17 protein-coding genes are annotated in these 16683 nt (G+C 72.1%); 8 read left to right on the forward strand and 9 right to left on the reverse strand.

Annotated features, from left to right (window positions below):
* The first annotated feature begins 80 nt into the window (after window positions 1-80).
* The gene (locus ACFSOX_RS22330) at window positions 81-836 is read left to right on the forward strand and encodes a hypothetical protein (RefSeq protein ID WP_378480036.1); all 756 of its coding nucleotides are present in this window, start codon (window positions 81-83) and stop codon (window positions 834-836) included.
* Window positions 833-1756: a 4-hydroxybenzoate octaprenyltransferase gene (gene ubiA / locus ACFSOX_RS22335; RefSeq protein WP_378480037.1), complete on the forward strand. Its 924-nt coding sequence runs from the start codon at window positions 833-835 to the stop codon at window positions 1754-1756. The genes ACFSOX_RS22330 and ubiA overlap by 4 nt, the downstream gene beginning before the upstream one ends.
* 70 nt (window positions 1757-1826) lie before the next feature.
* Here the strand turns inward: ubiA and ACFSOX_RS22340 are convergent, their stop codons facing one another.
* Window positions 1827-2402, reverse strand: a complete 576-nt coding sequence (locus ACFSOX_RS22340) for a DUF6101 family protein (protein ID WP_378480038.1) — start codon at window positions 2400-2402, stop codon at window positions 1827-1829.
* A 339-nt stretch (window positions 2403-2741) separates the two neighbouring features.
* Here ACFSOX_RS22340 and ACFSOX_RS22345 point away from each other — a divergent pair, with 339 nt between their 5' ends.
* From ACFSOX_RS22345 to lpxK, 4 genes are all read left to right on the forward strand, one after another.
* The gene (locus ACFSOX_RS22345; RefSeq protein ID WP_378480039.1) at window positions 2742-4094 is read left to right on the forward strand and encodes a TldD/PmbA family protein; all 1353 of its coding nucleotides are present in this window, start codon (window positions 2742-2744) and stop codon (window positions 4092-4094) included.
* Window positions 4087-4914 (forward strand): 3'(2'),5'-bisphosphate nucleotidase CysQ, encoded by an 828-nt coding sequence (locus tag ACFSOX_RS22350; protein WP_378480052.1) that lies wholly within the window; start codon window positions 4087-4089, stop codon window positions 4912-4914. The genes ACFSOX_RS22345 and ACFSOX_RS22350 overlap by 8 nt, the downstream gene beginning before the upstream one ends.
* A 72-nt stretch (window positions 4915-4986) precedes the next feature.
* Window positions 4987-6291, forward strand: a complete 1305-nt coding sequence (locus ACFSOX_RS22355; protein ID WP_378480040.1) for a 3-deoxy-D-manno-octulosonic acid transferase — start codon at window positions 4987-4989, stop codon at window positions 6289-6291.
* An 8-nt stretch (window positions 6292-6299) separates the two neighbouring features.
* Window positions 6300-7304 (forward strand): tetraacyldisaccharide 4'-kinase, encoded by a 1005-nt coding sequence (gene lpxK, locus ACFSOX_RS22360; RefSeq protein ID WP_378480041.1) that lies wholly within the window; start codon window positions 6300-6302, stop codon window positions 7302-7304.
* A gap of 25 nt (window positions 7305-7329) precedes the next feature.
* Here the strand turns inward: lpxK and ACFSOX_RS22365 are convergent, their stop codons facing one another.
* The 3 genes from ACFSOX_RS22365 to ACFSOX_RS22375 form a co-directional block, all read right to left on the reverse strand.
* Window positions 7330-7584, reverse strand: coding sequence for a DUF2093 domain-containing protein (locus ACFSOX_RS22365; RefSeq protein WP_378480042.1), 255 nt, complete (start codon window positions 7582-7584; stop codon window positions 7330-7332).
* 86 nt (window positions 7585-7670) lie between these two features.
* Window positions 7671-9296: an exodeoxyribonuclease VII large subunit gene (xseA, locus tag ACFSOX_RS22370; protein WP_378480043.1), complete on the reverse strand. Its 1626-nt coding sequence runs from the start codon at window positions 9294-9296 to the stop codon at window positions 7671-7673.
* 149 nt (window positions 9297-9445) lie between these two features.
* Window positions 9446-10582 (reverse strand): carbohydrate kinase family protein, encoded by a 1137-nt coding sequence (locus ACFSOX_RS22375; protein WP_378480044.1) that lies wholly within the window; start codon window positions 10580-10582, stop codon window positions 9446-9448.
* 347 nt (window positions 10583-10929) lie between these two features.
* Here ACFSOX_RS22375 and ACFSOX_RS22380 point away from each other — a divergent pair, with 347 nt between their 5' ends.
* Entirely contained in the window at window positions 10930-11832 is a 903-nt protein-coding gene (locus tag ACFSOX_RS22380) for an EamA family transporter (RefSeq protein WP_378480045.1), read from the forward strand.
* 143 nt (window positions 11833-11975) lie between these two features.
* Here ACFSOX_RS22380 and ACFSOX_RS22385 read toward each other — a convergent pair whose 3' ends face one another.
* The 4 genes from ACFSOX_RS22385 to ACFSOX_RS22400 form a co-directional block, all read right to left on the reverse strand.
* The gene (locus tag ACFSOX_RS22385; RefSeq protein ID WP_378480046.1) at window positions 11976-12590 is read right to left on the reverse strand and encodes a DUF1178 family protein; all 615 of its coding nucleotides are present in this window, start codon (window positions 12588-12590) and stop codon (window positions 11976-11978) included.
* The gene (locus tag ACFSOX_RS22390; protein WP_378480047.1) at window positions 12587-13477 is read right to left on the reverse strand and encodes a carbon-nitrogen hydrolase family protein; all 891 of its coding nucleotides are present in this window, start codon (window positions 13475-13477) and stop codon (window positions 12587-12589) included. Before ACFSOX_RS22390 ends, ACFSOX_RS22385 begins: the two co-directional genes overlap by 4 nt.
* Window positions 13478-13491: 14 nt before the next feature.
* Entirely contained in the window at window positions 13492-13749 is a 258-nt protein-coding gene (gene grxC, locus ACFSOX_RS22395) for a glutaredoxin 3 (protein ID WP_378480048.1), read from the reverse strand.
* A gap of 360 nt (window positions 13750-14109) precedes the next feature.
* Window positions 14110-14874, reverse strand: coding sequence for a ComF family protein (locus ACFSOX_RS22400; protein WP_378480049.1), 765 nt, complete (start codon window positions 14872-14874; stop codon window positions 14110-14112).
* Between the two features lie 278 nt (window positions 14875-15152).
* Between ACFSOX_RS22400 and ACFSOX_RS22405 the strand changes: the two genes are divergently transcribed.
* Window positions 15153-16058: a methyltransferase domain-containing protein gene (locus tag ACFSOX_RS22405; RefSeq protein ID WP_378480050.1), complete on the forward strand. Its 906-nt coding sequence runs from the start codon at window positions 15153-15155 to the stop codon at window positions 16056-16058.
* A 13-nt stretch (window positions 16059-16071) separates the two neighbouring features.
* Here ACFSOX_RS22405 and ACFSOX_RS22410 read toward each other — a convergent pair whose 3' ends face one another.
* On the reverse strand, window positions 16072-16506 hold the full coding sequence (locus ACFSOX_RS22410; RefSeq protein ID WP_378480051.1) for a (deoxy)nucleoside triphosphate pyrophosphohydrolase: 435 nt from the start codon (window positions 16504-16506) through the stop codon (window positions 16072-16074).
* Between the last annotated feature and the right edge of the window lie 177 nt (window positions 16507-16683).

Below are 16683 nucleotides of genomic sequence, written 5' to 3' on the forward strand. Positions count from 1 at the left end.
AGCGCAGGCGCGCCCCCTTCTCGCCGGATTTTCAGGCTCTTGTAATGTGGAAATCAGGTCCGGACAGGGGGAAACACGGCATGCGGACGATGCGATCCGGCGGACCAGGTCCGCACCGCCCGATCCGTCTCGGCCGGCGCACGGCCGGGCTGCTCGCGGCCGGGCTGCTGGCGCCGCTCGCGGTCGCCCCCGGCGCTCTCGCGCAGACTGCCCCGTGGCCCGATGCCCCGCCGGCACAACAGAGCGGCGGCGGTGCAGCGCCGTGGCCGGGCGATCCGCCGGCCCAGCCGGGGGGCGGCGCCGGCGCGCCGTGGCCGGCGAGCCCGCCGCGCACCGGCACCATGCCGCCCCCGGGTCCGATGGGCGCCGCCCCGATGGGGGCCGGCCCGATGACCCCGGTTCCGGGCGGCGGCGGCGCCGGCGGCCAGCCGCCCTGCATGGCGGAGTTCACCAAGCTGCAGGCCGAGACCGACAAGCGCGGCAAGGCCGCCAAGGCGGGCGTCGAGAAGAAGCTGCCGCGCGAGGAGCTGTGCAAGCTGTTCACCAGCTTCGCCAGCGCGATCGGCAGCTGGGCCAAGTTCGCCGCCGACAAGGCGCCGACCTGCGGCATCCCGCCCAACATCGTCCAGCAGCTCAAGACCGGCAGCGTCAACATCGGCAAGACCGCCAAGCAGGCCTGCGCGGCCGGCCCGATGGGTGGCCCCGGCCCGGCCGCCGGCCCGCCGAGCCTCAGCGAGGCGCTCGGCACCGCCCGCGCCCCGGTCGGCGCCGCCGGCAGCGGCAGCAAGCCGACCGGCACGTTCAACACCCTCACCGGAAGCTCGATCGCGCGATGAGCACGCTGCAGGGGCGGATCGCGGATTCGGTCGGCAACTGGGTCGACCGGAACGCCCCGCCCGCCGTCAAGCCGTATCTCCGCCTCTCCCGCTTCGATCGCCCGATCGGCGCCTGGCTGCTGCTGATTCCGTGCTGGTGGTCGGCGGCGCTCGCCGCCATGGCGGCCGGGTGGTCGCTGCCGAACGTGTGGCACCTGATCCTGTTCTTCGTCGGCGCCTTCGTGATGCGCGGCGCCGGCTGCACCTGGAACGACATCGCCGACCACGACATCGACAAGAAGGTCGAGCGCACGAAACTGCGGCCGATCGCGTCCGGCGCCGTGACGCTGTCGCAGGCGCTCGCCTACGCGATCCTGCAGTCGCTGGTCGGCTTCCTGGTGCTGATCCAGTTCAACGGCTTCGCCATCGCGACCGGCATCGCCTCGCTCGGTGTCGTGGCGCTCTACCCGTTCATGAAGCGCGTCACCCACTGGCCCCAGATCGTGCTGGGGCTCGCCTTCTCGTGGGGCGCCCTGATGGGCTGGGCGGCGGCCTTCGGGCGGCTCAACGTCGCGCCGATCCTGCTCTATCTCGGCGCGATCGCCTGGGTGATCGGCTACGACACCATCTACGCGCACCAGGACCGTGCCGACGACCTGTTCGCCGGGATCAAGTCGACGGCGCTGCTGTTCGGTGCGAGCACGCGGCGGATGCTGATGCTGTTCTACGGCGCCGCCGTGGTGCTGATCGGGCTCGCCGGCCATGCGGCGGGCGGCGGCTATTGGTTCGTGGTCGGGCTCGGCGCCTTCGCGATCCATCTCGCCTGGCAGATCACGACGCTCGACATCGACGACACCGACCGCTGCCTGATGCAGTTCCGCTCCAACCGCGACGCCGGCCTGTTGCTGTTCGCCGGCATGGTGCTCGACGCGCTGCTGTGAGGCCCGCGCAGAGCGCGACGTCCCTGTCCCCGCGCGCGGGGCGGGGTGAAGAGGCGGCGTCGCGACAGAATCAGTTGCGCGCGATGATCTCCTGCTCGTCCTTGTGGACGCACGGGGCGACCGGCAGGCGGCCGGGCTTGCGACGCATCAGGATCGAGGCGCGGCGGCGCTTGAGCGGCGAGGCACGGCGGCGGCGCAGCTGCGTCTTCGCGAGCCGCACGCCGCCCATGCGGGCGAAGGGCTCGCGCAGCGTGCCGTCGGTCTCCGCGACCAGCAGCGGCAGGCCGAGCCGGTTGGCCCAGAGCTGCCATTCGGCGACCGCGTCGGTGCCGTCGTCGGCGACGAACAGCGGCACCGTGAGGGCCGGATCGTCGTGCTCGAGCACCACGGCGACCGAGCCGTCGCTGGTCTCGTCGGGCGGCGCGACGCGCAGCGCGACGCCCAGGAAGCTCGCCACCGGCACCGACACCTTCATCGGAATTCCGGCGACCGCGCGCCGCAGCACCAGCGTGTCGTGGTCGAGTTCGACGATCCGCTCCTTGGAATCGGACGCCTGGTCCGCGGTCCGGAACCGGACCGGAAGAGCGAAGGGGTCGAGCCGGACATGCCGGCTCGACCCGGAGGGAGCGACCCCACCGGCACTCATTCGACGCCTCGCTTATTACAGCATCCCTGTTCGGACTCTGGCGGCCCGATCTTTCCTGGGAGATTAGCGTCGATGGTTTGGTTTCGTCTTAAAACCCTCGGTTAATCAGGCGTTTCCGCAATGCTTCGAACCGCATGATCAACGGAGCGTTGCCCCGTAGCGTTGCTTTTTCGGAAACGTCGAAAGGTCTTTCGCGGCGGCGCCCGAAAGCGGGTCGCGAGGCCGGCGCCGGGCCGCGACGAATTTCGGCTTGATCGCGACCGCGCCGCGCCCCATGTCGTGGAGCGAGAAGCCGCCGCGCCGTCGTTCCCGCCCCGCACCGAAAGCGCCAGAAGCCGCATGTCCTCCCTGTTCGATCAGTCCGCGCTCGTCACGCTCGCCGAGCGTCTCGTCGCCGCGGCCCGCCGCGCCGGCGCCGATGCGGCCGACGCGATCGCCACCCGCGGCGTCTCGCTCTCCGTCGAGGTGCGCGACGGCAGCGTCGAGGAATCGACCCGCTCGGAGAGCGACGATCTCGGGCTGCGCGTGCTGGTCGGGCGTCGCCAGGCCGTGGTGTCGACCAACGACCTCGCCGGCGACGGCTTCGACGCGCTCGCCGAGCGCGCCGTCGCGATGGCGCGCGTCGCGCCGGAGGATCCTTACGCCGGGCTCGCCGATCCGGCGCTGCTCGCGCGCGACGTTCCGGATCTCGATCTGATCGACCGCGACATGCCCGACGTCGCCGTGCTGGAGGCGCGCGCCAAGGCGGCCGAGGGCGCCGGCCTCGCGGTCGCCGGCGTGTCGAAGTCGGGCGGCGCCTCGGCCTCGGCCGGCATCGGCGGCATGGTGCTGGTCACCTCGACGGGCTTCACGGGCATCTACGCGGGCTCGCGCCACTCGGTGTCGATGACGGCGATCGCCGGCGAAGGCACCAAGATGGAGCGTGACTACGACTGGTCGTCCACCGTGCATGCGAGCGATCTCGACGATCCCGAGAAGATCGGCCGCACCGCCGGCGAGCGCGCCGTCAAGCGCCTCGATCCGCGCAAGGTGTCGACCCGCAAGGTGCCGGTCGTCTACGCGCCGCGCGTCGCCGGCTCGCTGGTCTCGCACCTCGTGTCCGCCGTGAACGGATCGTCGATCGCGCGGAAGACGAGCCTGTTGCGCGACAAGCTCGGCCAGCGCGTGTTCGCGCCGGGCATCCGGATCGTCGACGATCCGCTGCGCAAGCGTGGCCTGCGCTCGCACCCCTTCGACGCCGAGGGCGTCGCCGCGAAGCCGCTCGCGCTCGTCGACGACGGCGTGATCACGACCTGGATCCTCGACTGCGCGACGGCGCGCGAGCTCGGCATGACGACGACCGGCCACGCCCAGCGCGGCGTCTCCTCGACGCCGAGCCCGAGCGCCTCCAACGTGCATCTCGAGCCGGGCCGGGAGACGCCCGAGGCGCTGATCGCCGACATCGCCGACGGCTTCTACATCACGGATCTGATCGGCATGGGCGTCAACATGGTGACGGGCGACTACAGCCGCGGCGCCTCCGGCTTCTGGATCGAGAACGGCGTCGTGACCTATCCGGTCAGCGAGGTGACGATCGCCGGCAACCTGATCGACATGTTCGGCGCGCTGCGGCCGGCGAACGACCTCGCCTTCCGCTACGGCGTCAACGCGCCCACCGTCCGGGTCGAGGGGCTGACCGTTGCGGGTGTCTGACACGGCGGACCACGGAACGCTCGTCGCGCCGCTCGAGACGATCGTGCGCGAGGCGGGCGCCCTGGCGCTGGCCGCGATCCGCGACCCGATCAAGAGCTGGTACAAGGGCAAGGGTCAGGACCAGCCGGTCTCCGAGGTCGACCTCGCGGTCGACCGCCTGCTGAAGGAGCGCCTCGGCCCGCTGCTGCCGGACGCCGGCTGGCTGTCGGAGGAGACCGAGGACGATCCCGCGCGGCTCGGCTGCGACCGGCTTTGGGTGGTCGATCCGATCGACGGCACCCGCGGCTTCATCGCCGGCAAGCCGGACTGGACCATCTCGGTCGCCCTGGTCGAGCACGATCGCCCGGTGCTCGCCGCGCTGCTCGCGCCCGTCACCGACGAGATGTTCGTCGCCGTCGCCGGGCGCGGCGCCACCCGCAACGGCGTGCCGATCCGGGTGGCGCCCGCCGCCGACGCGAGCGACGCCGGACTGTTCGCGGGCGCCGCCGTCGCCGGCCCGCCGCGCCTCCTCGAACGCTTCGCCGCGGCGACCGCCGGGGTCGTGCCGGTGCCCAAGGTGCACTCGCTCGCGCTGCGCATCGCCCGCGTCGCGCACGGGCGAATTCACGTCGCCTTCGCGTCCAAGGACAGTCACGACTGGGATCTTGCGGCTGCCGATCTTTTGGTGCACGAAGCCGCGGGGACGCTCACCACGGTGGCCGGAGACACGATCCGGTACAACCGTCCGGTGCCGCGACACGAGGCGCTCGTCGCCGCCGATCCGGCGCGGCATCGGGCGGCGCGCGACATCGTCGCGCAGCTCGCGCGCACGTCCCGCTGAGCCGCTGCACCTCCGGTTACACGACTCCGGAGTGCGCGGCGCCGGCGATACACCGACGAGGAGACGGCGGTCTTGGTGGAACGATTGCCGTTCACCTTCACGGCGTACCGGCTGGCCACCCGCGCCGCCACACCCTTCGCGAGATACCTGCTCGGCCGTCGCCTGAAGCGCGGCAAGGAGCATCCCGAGCGCCTGCCCGAACGCCGCGGCGAGGCCGGCCTGGCGCGGCCGCGCGGTCCGCTGGTGTGGGTGCACGGGGCGAGCGTCGGCGAGTTGATCGCGGCGCTGCCGCTGGTCGAGCGGCTCACCGCGCAGGGCATCGCCGTGCTGGTGACCTCGGGCACCGTGACGTCGGCCGAGGTGGCGGCGCGCCGGCTGCCGCGCGGCGCCGTCCATCAGTTCGTGCCGCTCGACGCGCCCGCCTATGTGGCGCGCTTCCTCGACCACTGGCGACCCGACCTCGGCCTGTTCGTCGAGTCGGATCTGTGGCCGAACCTGATCATCGGCTGCGGCGACCGCGACATCCCGCTGATCCTGATCAACGGCCGCCTGTCGGAGCGCTCCTTCGCCAAGTGGCAGCGGGCGCCGACGACCATCGAGGCGCTGCTGTCGCGCTTCGATCTGTGCCTGGTGCGCTCGGCCGAGGACGCGCAGCGCTTCGGCGCGCTCGGGGCGCCGCGTCTCGGCGTCACCGGCAACCTCAAGCTCGACGGCCCGGCCCTGCCGGTCGATCCGGCGCGCTTCACGGAGCTGGAGCGGGCGCTCGCCGGGCGGCCGCTGGTCGTCGCCGCCTCGACCCATGCGGGCGAGGAGGTGGCGTTGATCGAGGCGCACCGGCGGCTGCGGCTTGAGTTCCCCCGCCTCCTCACCGTCATCGCACCGCGCCATCCCGAACGTGGCGCCGAGATCGCGGCGCTCGCCCGCGCCGGCGGCCTGGAGGCGGCCCGCCGCTCGCAAGGCGTGCTGCCCCACGCGGCGACCGAGATCTACGTCGCCGACACGCTCGGCGAGCTCGGGCTGCTCTATCGGCTCGGCCGCGTCGTGTTCATGGGCGGCTCGCTGATCCCGCACGGCGGCCAGAACCCGATCGAGCCGATCAAGCTCGGCGCCGGCGTGCTGCACGGCCCGCACGTGAAGAATTTTTCCGACCTCTATCAGGCGCTCGACAGCGCCGACGGCGCCGTCGCGGTGCAGGACGGCGCCGACCTCGCGCGCCGGCTCGCCGGCCTTCTCGGCGATCCCGGCGCCCAGGCGCGGCTGGCCGCCGCCGGCGAGCAGACGGTCCGGACGCTCGCCGGGGCGGTCGAGCGCACCATGGCGGCGCTGGAGCCCTACCTCGTGCAGATCCGCCTGCGGGGCCGCCGCGACGATGTGTGAGCCTCCCGATGCGTGAGCCGGACTTCTGGTGGCGCGTCCCCGGCCTGACCGCGGCCGTCACCGCGCCGCTCGGCGCCGTCTATGGCCGGATCGCCGCGGCGCGGCTGCGCCGCCCCGGCCGCACCCTGCCCGTGCCGGTCGTCTGCGTCGGCAATCTCACGCTCGGCGGCGCCGGCAAGACGCCGACCGCGATCGCCATTGCCCGCCTGTTGCAGGGCGCCGGGCTGAAGCCCACCTTCCTCACCCGCGGCTACAAGGGCCGACTCGAAGGCCCGCTGACGGTGGCGCCCGGCGCCGCGGCCGCCGATGTCGGCGACGAGCCGCTGCTGCTCGCGCGCACGGCGCCGACGATTCTCGCCCGCGACCGTGTCGCCGGGGCCGAGGCGGCGCTCGCCGCCGGCGCCCGCGTGATCGTCATGGACGACGGGCTGCAGAACCCGTCGCTGACGAAGTCGCTCGCGCTCGTGGTGCTCGACGGGCGGCGCGGCATCGGCAACGGCCGGGTGTTCCCGGCCGGCCCCCTGCGGCTCGGCCTCGAGGCGCAGCTCGACGTCGCCCATGCACTGCTGGTGATCGGCCCGCCGAGCGACCTCGCCCTGCCCGTGGTCGAGGGCGCGCGCCGGCGCGGCCTACCGGTCTTCGCAGGACGCATGCTGCCGGACCCGGCCGCGGTCGCGGCGCTGCGTGGACAACGTCTCTTCGCCTATGCGGGGATCGCCGATCCGGAGAAGTTCTTCGCGACGCTGGCGAACGCCGGGCTCGCCCCGGTCCGCACCGCGCATTTCCCCGACCACCACGCCTTCAGCGCGGCCGAGGCGGCCAGGTTGATCGCCGACGCGCGAGACGAGGGCTTGAGGCTGGTGACGACCGAGAAGGACTTCTTGCGGCTGCAGGGCGACCCGGCGCTCGCGGCGCTGGCGGCGGCGAGCGCCACCCTGCCGGTTGGCCTCGTCCTCGACGACGCGGCCGGCCTGCGCGCCGTCCTGGCCGCGCGGACGGGACTGCGGATCTGACCTCTACGGTCTTCTACGGTCGACGTCAGGACTGCGGCTTGACGCGGTCCGGGTAGAGGCGCTGGGCGACCGCCTCGGGGCCCGCATAGGCCTCCTGGTGCTCGACGCTCCAGTATTTCAGCTCCTCGAGCGGGATCGGCACGCCCGTGACGGCACAGCGGACGAAGGCGCCGGCCCGCAGCACGCGGAAGTCGGCGTCGAGATAGCGGACCTCCGCCTCGCCCGTCTGCGGCGAGCGGAAGTCGAACCGGTTGAGCACGTAAGACCTCCCCAACGGCATGGGCCGGGCGTCCCGGCGACGCATCGAACCAATGTAGTCGCTCCCGCGCCGCGACGGAACCCCGGGTTCCACCGGGCCGGCCGGGCTCAGAACAGCGAGCCCTGCCCCTCCGCCGGCGTTTTTCGGCGAGCCGGCTTGCTGGCGGGCTTCGGCCGGTCCCCGGCGAGGGCCGCGGTCGCGGAGGGCGGGACCGAGGCCGGAGCGGGCATACCGCCGTCGGCCCGCGCCGCGATACGGCCGTCGAAAAATTCGAGCGCCAGGCGCTGTCCCGGGATCACGGCCGCGGCGGAGCGCAGCGGCCGGTCGTCGGCGCCGCGCACCAGGGCGAAGCCGCGCGCCAGCACCCCGGTGTAGGACAGCGCCCGCAGGAGCTGCGCGGCGCGGCCGAGGCGGGCGCGACGCTCGGCGAGTCCCCCCCTGGACGCCCGCTCGGCCCGCTTGGCGAGCGCCGCGACGCGCTCGCGGTCGCGCGACAGCGCGTGCCGCTGCGTCGCCAGCGAGGCCCGCAGCGCCGCCCCGAGCCGGCCCGAGATCGCAACGAAACGGTCGCGGCGACGCTCCCGCTGCACGGCGAGGCCGCGCAGCGTGCGGTCCGACAGGGCCTTCACCCGCTCGCGCTCGCGGGCGATGCGGGTCCGCAAGACCATCGGCGCGAGCCGGACGGCGATCCGGGAAAGATCGGCGCGATGCCGGCTCGTGCCCTCGCGCAGCGCCCGCGGCAGGCGGCCCGCGGCGGCGTCCAGGCGCTGCCGCGGCGTGGCGAGGAGCACGTCGGCGCTCGGCAGGGCGCGGGCGGCCGAGCGCAGCGCGACGCGCCGACCCTCCTGGGCGCGCCGCCAGCAGGTCGTCACCCGCCGCCCGAGCCCGTCGACCCGGGCCAGGAGCTCGGAGCGCACCGGCACGGCCATCTCGGCCGCGGCCGTGGGCGTGGGAGCGCGGCGGTCGGAGGCGAAGTCGATCAGCGTGACGTCGGTCTCGTGACCGACCGCCGAGATCAGCGCGATGTGGCTCTCGGCCGCCGCCCGCACCACGACCTCCTCGTTGAAGGCCCACAGATCCTCGATCGAGCCACCGCCGCGGGCGACGATCAGCAGATCGGGCCGGGGGATCGGGCCGTCCTCGGGCAGCGCGTTGAAGCCCCGGATGGCGGCGGCGATCTCCTCGGCCGCGCCGTCGCCCTGCACCCGCACCGGCCACACCAGCACGGGCCGCGGGAAGCGGTCCGCGAGGCGATGCAGGATGTCGCGAATGACGGCGCCGGTCGGCGACGTGACGACGCCGATGACGCGCGGCAGCGACGGCAGGAGCTGCTTCCTCGCCTCGTCGAACAGGCCCTCGGCGGCGAGCGCCTGCTTGCGCTGCTCCAAGAGCGCCATCAGGGCGCCGAGGCCGGCCGGCTCCAGCGTCTCGATGACGATCTGATAGGTCGAGCGGCCCGGATAGGTGGTGAGCCGCCCGGTGGCGATCACCTCGAGCCCCTCCTCGGGCTTGATCCGCATGCGGGCGAAGGCGTTGCGCCAGACCACCGCGTCGATGCGGGCGGTCTCGTCCTTGAGGGCGAAATAGGCGTGACCGGAGGCGTGGACGCCGCGGAAGCCCGAGATCTCGCCGCGCACCCGGACATGACCGTAGGCGTCCTCGACGGTGCGCTTGAGCGCCGCCGACAGCTCGGAGACGGTCCATTCGGGCGTGTTGAGGCGGGGCTCGGTCATGGGGCGGTGGGGACTCTGCGCGGCCCGATTCCGGACCGGTCATTCCAGGGCGCGGGCGAAGCCCGCAAGCCCGGAATCCATACTCACAGACAGGGATTATGGGTTCCGGGCTCGCCGCCTCGCGGCGCCCCGGAACGACGGACGTCGTCCTACTCCGCCGCCAAATCGCTGCCGCGGTCGTCGGCGGGCGTCTCGAAGTGCAGCGGCCACGTCCGGGTGACGAACTGCGTCGCCGCGATACGCTGGTCGAGCTCGTCGCGGCGCAGCAGGCCCGCCTGGGTGTCGACGTGCCCGACCACCGAGGCGGCGTTGAGGGTCGCCGCCTTCAGGGCCTCGACCGGGGCCGCGCCGAGCGCCTCGTAGGCCGCGTAGGTCGACGTGAAGGCGTCGCCGGCGCCGGCCGTGCCCGCCACCACGCAGTCGACCGACGGGCAGAACACGATCTCGTCCGGGGTCGCCACATAAGCGCCGCGCTTGCCGTCGGTGAGCAGCACGCGCTTCGGGCCGAGGCTGATCAGGGCGCGGAAGAACTGCACCACGCTCATGTCGAAGCCGCCACCCGACAGTGGCCGCTTGTCGATGTCGGGCCGCTCCTCGCCGGGACCGAGCGGCAGCTTGGGGCCGCCCTCGCCGAACTGGGCGATCAGGCTCGGCACCAGGGTCGACGCCTCGGAGCGATTGAGCGCGACGATGTCGACCATGCGCAGCGCCTCCTGGAACGGGCCGGCGCGGGCCGAGAGCTGGCGCACGCCCGGATTGGTGACCACCATGGCGCCCTGCGTCTTGGCGCGGCGGATCAGATCCGGGAACTGCTCGGCCGATTTTCCGGAGAGCGACGCGATGTAGACGACGTCCACGGCGAAGGCGAGGTCGTTGAGGTCGGCGGGCTCCAACAGCGTGTTGGCGCCGCGGAACGTGAACACGGCGGCGTTGCGGTCGTGCGAGGAGATCAGCACCGAGGCGCCGGTGGGCGCACGCTCGTCGCGCTTGGTCCAGCGGGTCGACACGCCCTGCTTCTCGAGCGTGGAGAGGATCGTCTCGGCGCGGTTGTCCTGGCCGAGCTTGACCAGGGTCGAGACGTCGAAGCCGAGCCGCGCCATCGACACCGCGGCGTTGACGGCGCCGCCGCCCGTGTGGGTGGAGATCTGGAGCGCCTCGGTCTTGCGGCCCTCCTCCATCAGCAGATAGGAGACGTCGGCGTTCGACATCGCCATGCGCTCGATGCGCGAGCTCTCGATGATCGCGATGGTATCGATCATGGCTCCGCCGACCGTCAGGGCCTTCATGGCGTCCCTCCTGCAGTATCGCCCGATCGGGCGAGACGCACCGGACCCCGGCACGCCGCCGTTCTCCGCCCCTCCGGCTTGCTCGCCAAAGGCGCGATTCGTCAAGGCGCCGCCACTCTGGCATTCGCCCGTCGGTTCCTGCCGCGAGGCAAGGAGCGGGCCGCCCGGACGCACCGTCACGCGCGCGGCGGCCCCACAAGTCCGGATGGTGAGATATAACGACTGGGCGTTGCCCGCACCAGCCGACCCCGGCGGCCGCGGGCGCCGTCGCGTGGCCGGCGTCGTCTCGCGTGCATGACGACTCGGATTCGCCGTCACGGCGAAACATTCCTGTCTCGGAGCCGAACGTGTCGGACGGAGCTTGGTGGTGGGCTGCCTTCGCGATCGCGGCCGCCGCCGCCCAGACGGTGCGCAACGCCGCGCAACGCGAGCTGACCCGCACGCTCGGCACGGTCGGCGCCACCCATGTGCGCTTCCTGTTCGGCTTGCCGTTCGCGGTCGTGTTTCTCGGCCTGATCGCCGCCGCGACCGGCACGCTGCCGCCGGCGCCGCCCGCCACGTTCTGGCCGTGGGTCACGGCGGGGGCGATCACCCAGATCGTCGCCACGGCCCTGATGCTCGCCGCCATGGGCGAGCGCTCCTTCCTGGTGGTGACGGCCTACACCAAGACCGAGCCCGTTCAGGTGGCGCTGTTCGGACTCGTCGTGCTGGGCGATGCCGTGACGTTGCCCATGGTCGCCGCGATCGTGATCGCGACCGTCGGCGTGGTGCTGATGTCGCTGCGGCCCGGACAAGCCGGGCTCCAGATAGGCGGGCTGCGGCCGATGCTGCTCGGCCTCGGCGCGGCGGCGTTGTTCGCCGTGTCAGCGATCGGCTATCGCGGCGCCATCCTGACCGTGCCGGCCGGCTTCGTGACGGCGGCGAGCACGACGCTGTGCCTCGCGCTCGCGATCCAGGCCGTGCTGCTCTCGACGTGGCTGGCGCTGCGCGACCGCGCCGTGCTGATCGCCGTCCTGAAGGCGTGGCGGCCGTCGCTGCTCGCCGGCGTCATGGGCGCGATGGCCTCGCAGCTCTGGTTCTTCGCCTTCGCGCTCACGGCCGCCGCGAACGTGCGCACCGTCGCGCTGGTCGAGGTGCTGTTCGCCCAGGCCGTGTCACGCTTCGCCTTCGGCCAGCGCGCGACGGCCCGCGAGCTGTTCGGCATCGCCCTGATCGTCGGAGGCGTCGTGCTCTTGCTGTGGGTGCAGTGAGCGGCGCGTGACGGGCTGCGGTCCGCACACCGTCATGGCCGGGCGCGTCCCGGCCATCCACGCCCTTCTCTTCCGAAGGTGCCGTAACACGTGGGTGGCCGGGACGAGCCCGGCCATGACGAGATCCGAAACCGAATCGTGGCTCAATTCCGCTCGTCGGGCAGAACCGGAAGCGCGTGGAACTCGATGCCCTCGTCGAGCATCGCCTTCACGTCGTCGGGCGAGGCCTCGCCGTAGATCGAGCGGTGCTCGATCTCGCCGTAGTGCATGCGCCGCGCCTCTTCGGGGAAGCGCTCTCCCACATGCTCGGCGGTCTGGACGAGATGGTCGCGCAGCGCCTTGAGCTTGCGGCGCAGCGCGACCTCCTGGGGGGACATGAGTTGCGGCGACGCTGGCTGGGGCGGCATCAGCGCGAGCGCCGCCTTGGTGGTGTCGATCGCCGCCTCCGGCGCCGGCACGCCGGAATCGGGCGGCACGGAACCGACCGCGCCCGCCGGGGCGGCGGCCGCCGGCACCTCCTTCGCCACCGCTTCGGCGATCTCGGCCATGGCGGCCGCCGCCACGGACGCCATGCGCTCGGGCGAGAGCTTCGCCGAGCGGCCGAGCCGCGGCGTCATCAGCGCCTTCTCGACCTCGGGGCTGCCGCACACCGGGCACGACACCAAGCCGCGCGCCGCCTGGTCGTCGTAATCGGCCGCGTTGCGGAACCAGCTCTCGAACGCATGCCCGCCCCGGCAGGCGAGGGCGTATCGGATCATTTCGCCTCTTGCAGCGCGTGCAGATGCACGGCGGCCGTGCTCGGCTCGACCAGCTCGAAGCGGCGGCCGTGCTGCAGCGACGGGATGCGGCTGCGCGCCGCCGTGACGGCGGCCGGATCGACCTCCGCCATGACGAAGCCGGGCTCGGTGCTGTTCTCGGCGATGACGACGCCCCACGGGTCGACGACCAGCGAATGGCCGAAGGTCTCGCGGCCGCTCTCGTGCACGCCGCCCTGGGCGGCGGCGAAGACGTAGCAGCCGTTCTCGATGGCGCGGGCGCGGGTGAGGACGTGCCAATGCGCCTGGCCGGTCTGCCGCGTGAACGCCGCCGGGATGGCGATGAACGACGCGCCCGCCTCGGCCAGCGCCCGGTAGAGCGCCGGGAAGCGCAGGTCGTAGCAGATCGACAGGCCGATGCGGCCCCACGGCAGGTCGGCCACCACGGCGCGGTCGCCGGGGCGGAACATGCGCGACTCGCGATGGCTCTCGCCGTTGGGGAGATCCACGTCGAACATGTGGATCTTGTCGTAGAAGGCGACGATGTCGCCGTTCGGGTCGATCAGATAGGAGCGGTTGGCCGCCGACTCCGGCCCGATGCGCACGGCGAGCGAGCCGATGTGCAGCCAGATGCGGTGCTTGCGCGCGGTGTCGCGCAGCGCCGCGAGGCCGGGATCGGCCTCCTCGGGGGCGATCAGCGCGAGCAGACGCTCGCGATCGCTCTCCATCACATTGGTCATCTCGGGCGTCTGCACGTAATGCGCGCCGCGATCCTTCGCCTTGCCGATGAGCTTGACGGCGGAATCGATGTTGGCGGCCGGGCGGCGACCCGACTGCATCTGAATCAGAGCGACCCGAAAGGTCGAATTCTCTCTGAGTTGAAAGGTCATGAAACAGCCCTCCGTCACGCCTTCAGCAGGGGGTCGAGCTGACCCGCCTCGTCGAGGGCGTAGAGATCGTCGCATCCGCCGACATGCGTCTCGCCGATGAAGATCTGCGGCACCGTCGTCCGCCCGCCGGCGCGCGTCACCATCTCGGCGCGCTTGTCGGGCAGACCGGCGACGCCGATCTCCGTGAACGCGACCCCCTTCCGCGTCAGCAATTGCTTCGCGGACGAGCAGTAGGAACAGAACGGGGTCGTGTAGATTTCAATGTTCGGCATCGATCGTCGGGTCTCGCGTTCAACTCGTTCGGTTCGTTCGACTTGTTCGGTTCGTTCAGCGCGGCCGGTTCGTTCAGCTCGGTCGCTTCGGTCGTGTCAGATTCGGTCAAGTCCAAATCCGGTCGTTCCAGGTCGTGCCGTGGGGTGTCCGCGTTCGGTCATCCGACGTCTGACGCTCTCCCGGCCGGTCGCTATCGAAGTGGGTCGCTATCGAGGTCGGTCGCTCGCAGATCCCGGACGATGGCGACCGATCGCCATGGACGTTTCCCACGAGCTGATGACTTTCGCACCGCACACTAAACTGCAGTAGATCACTATAGTGGATATGGCGACCTATCAACAATCCGTGTCACCCAGCAGTCATATCACCGTTGCACCCGAGACACAGGCGAACACGATCACGTCGACATTGCTCGCCCCCGCCCGCAACAAGGTTCTGGCGCAGCTTTCCGCCGTGGCGCCCGTCGTCATGACGTCGTCGACGACGATCAGGCGACGGCCGCGCACATCCGGCCGCGCGGCCGCGGGCACCCGGAAGGCGGACTGCACGTTGCCGGCGCGCTCGGCGCGCGTCAGACCGACCTGCTGCGGCGTCGATCGAACTCGCTTCAACGCACCGGCGAGCATCGGAATGCCCGACAAATCCGCCATCACGGCGGCGAGCGCGGCGGCCTGGTTGAAGCGCCGCGCGAACAACCGCCGCCAATGCAGCGGCACCGGCACCAGCGCATCGGCCCGCGCCGTCAGCTCGGCGCCGGCGACCGCCATCCACCGCCCCATCATCGGTGCGATTTCCATGCGGTCGCCGTACTTCAACGCATGAACCAGCGATCCGGCCACGTCGTCGTAGAGCACGGCGGCGCGCGCCCGTCCGAAGGCCGGCGGCTCGGCGATCGCCCGAGCCGAGAGCGCGCCCGGCGCGGCGTCGTGCGGCAGCGGAATGCCGAGACGCTCGCAATGAGGACGCGCTATGAACGACAAGCGGGACCAGCAGCTTGCACAGACGGCGCCGTCGTCCGTCAGTGGCCGGCTGCAGGCCGGGCACAGCGGCGGCAGAACGGCGTCGACGGCGAACCGCAGCGCGGCGCGCAGTCCGGTCCGTGCCAATATCGCCCGGGTGGCCATATGAACCCTTGTTCATCGACACCGCTCGGCGCGTGCCCAGACGACGCTGTCGCGCATCTGATCACGTGTCGGGCACGTCGGACCTCGTCGACAGGGCGGGCGGCATCGCGGCCGCCAACCGTCTCGGCGAGAATCCATGCAAGCATCGCGCCAGCGCGATGCCGGATTCGACCGTCGCGTGTCGCGCCGGTTCGGATCGAACGCGGTCCGGACCCAATCCGCACCGAAGCCGCCCCGTCGAACGGCGAAACCCACACAGCATTATACCAGGGTGGTAGATGAGTGCTCCTCACGTTTTCGATCGTCCGCTGATCCTGCGCCGACGGCAGCGCGCGATCGCCCTCGGCGCCGCCACGTTCCTGCTCGACCGGATCGCCGAGGACATGGCCGATCGGCTCGCGGCGACGCTGCGATCGTTTTCCCGCGGCGTCGATCTCGCGACCCCCGGTGACGCGATCCGCCGTGCGCTCGCCGGCCATCCGCGGCTGGGCAACCTGATCGGCGTCGACGCGCTCGCCGATCGCGCCGAAACTGCCGGCGTCGCGGTCGTCGCCGACGCCGAGATCCTGCCGTTCGCCGACGGGTCGCTCGATCTCGTCGTGTCGGGGCTGGCCCTGCAGGCGGTCGACGACCTGCCCGGCACCTTCGCGCAGGTGCGCCGCGCGCTGCGGCCGGACGGGCTGTTCTTGGCGGCGCTGCTGGGCGGCGCGACGCTGACCGAGCTGCGGCAGAGCTTCGCGCTCGCCGAGACCGAGCGCGAGGGCGGGCTGTCGCCGCGGGTCGCGCCCTTCGCCGACATCCGCGACATCGGCGCGCTGCTGCAGCGGGCCGGCTTCGCCCTGCCGGTCACCGATGTCGACGTGGTGACGGTGCGCTACGCCTCGCCCTTCGCGCTGTTTTCGGATCTGCGCCGCATGGGCGCCACCAATCCGCTGGTGGCGCGGCGACGAACGCCCTTGCGCCGCGCGACGCTGATGCGCGCGGCCGAGATCTACGCGGAGAAGTTCTCCGATCCGGACGGCCGGGTGCGCGCGACGGTCGAGATCGTCTGGCTGTCCGGCTGGGCGCCGCACGAAAGTCAGCAGAAGCCGCTGAAGCCCGGCAGCGCGACGCACCGCCTCGCCGACGCGCTCGGCACCAGAGAGATCTCGACCGGCGAGAAGGCGGGGCCGCGACGGACGTGATCCGGTGCGAGCGTTACCGAAGCAGCTCCTGCAGATGCGCGATCAGCGGGATGTCGGCCTCGGGCATCGGATAATCGCGCAGCGTCTGCGGCCGCACCCAGCGCAGCGCGGCGTGCTCGCGCGGCGTCACGATGCCGTCCCAGCGCCGACACACGTAGAGCGGCATCAGCAGATGGAAGTCCGTGTAGGTGTGGCTGGCGAAGGTGAGCGGCGCCAGGCACGCCTCCTTCACGCCGATGCCGAGCTCCTCGTGAAGCTCGCGGATCAGCGACGCCTCGGGCGTCTCGCCGACCTCGACCTTGCCGCCCGGAAACTCCCACAGCCCGGCCATCGCCTTCCCCTCGGGACGCTGCGCGAGCAGAATCCGCCCGTCGGCGTCGATCAGCGCACAGGCGGCGACGAGAAGGAGCTTTTTCACGGGCGATCTCCGCGTTCTCGGAGCCGTCATGCCCGGCCCCGTGCCGGGCATCCACGTCTCGAGCGCCGTAGGGTGGGCAAAGCCGCGACAGCGGCGTGCCCACGCGGTCGATGTCGCCGGCGCCCGCCAGCGTGGGCACGACGCGCCTTCGGCGCGCCTTTGCCCACCCTTGTAACAGCGAGAGCGAGTATCGTCGGGCCGTTCCGT

It is taken from the genome of Rhodoplanes azumiensis (assembly GCF_042682915.1).
GTDB lineage: Bacteria > Pseudomonadota > Alphaproteobacteria > Rhizobiales > Xanthobacteraceae > Rhodoplanes > Rhodoplanes azumiensis.

What these genes read in the sequence shown, in the direction of transcription:
- ACFSOX_RS22345 (WP_378480039.1), top strand. Translation starts at nt 2,742, where the DNA reads ATGTCCTCCCTGTTCGATCAGTCCGCGCTCGTCACGCTCGCCGAGCGT.
- ACFSOX_RS22400 (WP_378480049.1), bottom strand. Translation starts at nt 14,874, where the DNA reads ATGGCCACCCGGGCGATATTGGCACGGACCGGACTGCGCGCCGCGCTG.
- ubiA (WP_378480037.1), top strand. Translation starts at nt 833, where the DNA reads ATGAGCACGCTGCAGGGGCGGATCGCGGATTCGGTCGGCAACTGGGTC.
- ACFSOX_RS22405 (WP_378480050.1), top strand. Translation starts at nt 15,153, where the DNA reads ATGAGTGCTCCTCACGTTTTCGATCGTCCGCTGATCCTGCGCCGACGG.
- ACFSOX_RS22340 (WP_378480038.1), bottom strand. Translation starts at nt 2,402, where the DNA reads ATGAGTGCCGGTGGGGTCGCTCCCTCCGGGTCGAGCCGGCATGTCCGG.
- ACFSOX_RS22330 (WP_378480036.1), top strand. Translation starts at nt 81, where the DNA reads ATGCGGACGATGCGATCCGGCGGACCAGGTCCGCACCGCCCGATCCGT.
- grxC (WP_378480048.1), bottom strand. Translation starts at nt 13,749, where the DNA reads ATGCCGAACATTGAAATCTACACGACCCCGTTCTGTTCCTACTGCTCG.
- xseA (WP_378480043.1), bottom strand. Translation starts at nt 9,296, where the DNA reads ATGACCGAGCCCCGCCTCAACACGCCCGAATGGACCGTCTCCGAGCTG.
- ACFSOX_RS22365 (WP_378480042.1), bottom strand. Translation starts at nt 7,584, where the DNA reads ATGCCGTTGGGGAGGTCTTACGTGCTCAACCGGTTCGACTTCCGCTCG.
- ACFSOX_RS22375 (WP_378480044.1), bottom strand. Translation starts at nt 10,582, where the DNA reads ATGAAGGCCCTGACGGTCGGCGGAGCCATGATCGATACCATCGCGATC.
- ACFSOX_RS22385 (WP_378480046.1), bottom strand. Translation starts at nt 12,590, where the DNA reads ATGATCCGATACGCCCTCGCCTGCCGGGGCGGGCATGCGTTCGAGAGC.
- lpxK (WP_378480041.1), top strand. Translation starts at nt 6,300, where the DNA reads ATGCGTGAGCCGGACTTCTGGTGGCGCGTCCCCGGCCTGACCGCGGCC.
- ACFSOX_RS22390 (WP_378480047.1), bottom strand. Translation starts at nt 13,477, where the DNA reads ATGACCTTTCAACTCAGAGAGAATTCGACCTTTCGGGTCGCTCTGATT.
- ACFSOX_RS22410 (WP_378480051.1), bottom strand. Translation starts at nt 16,506, where the DNA reads ATGACGGCTCCGAGAACGCGGAGATCGCCCGTGAAAAAGCTCCTTCTC.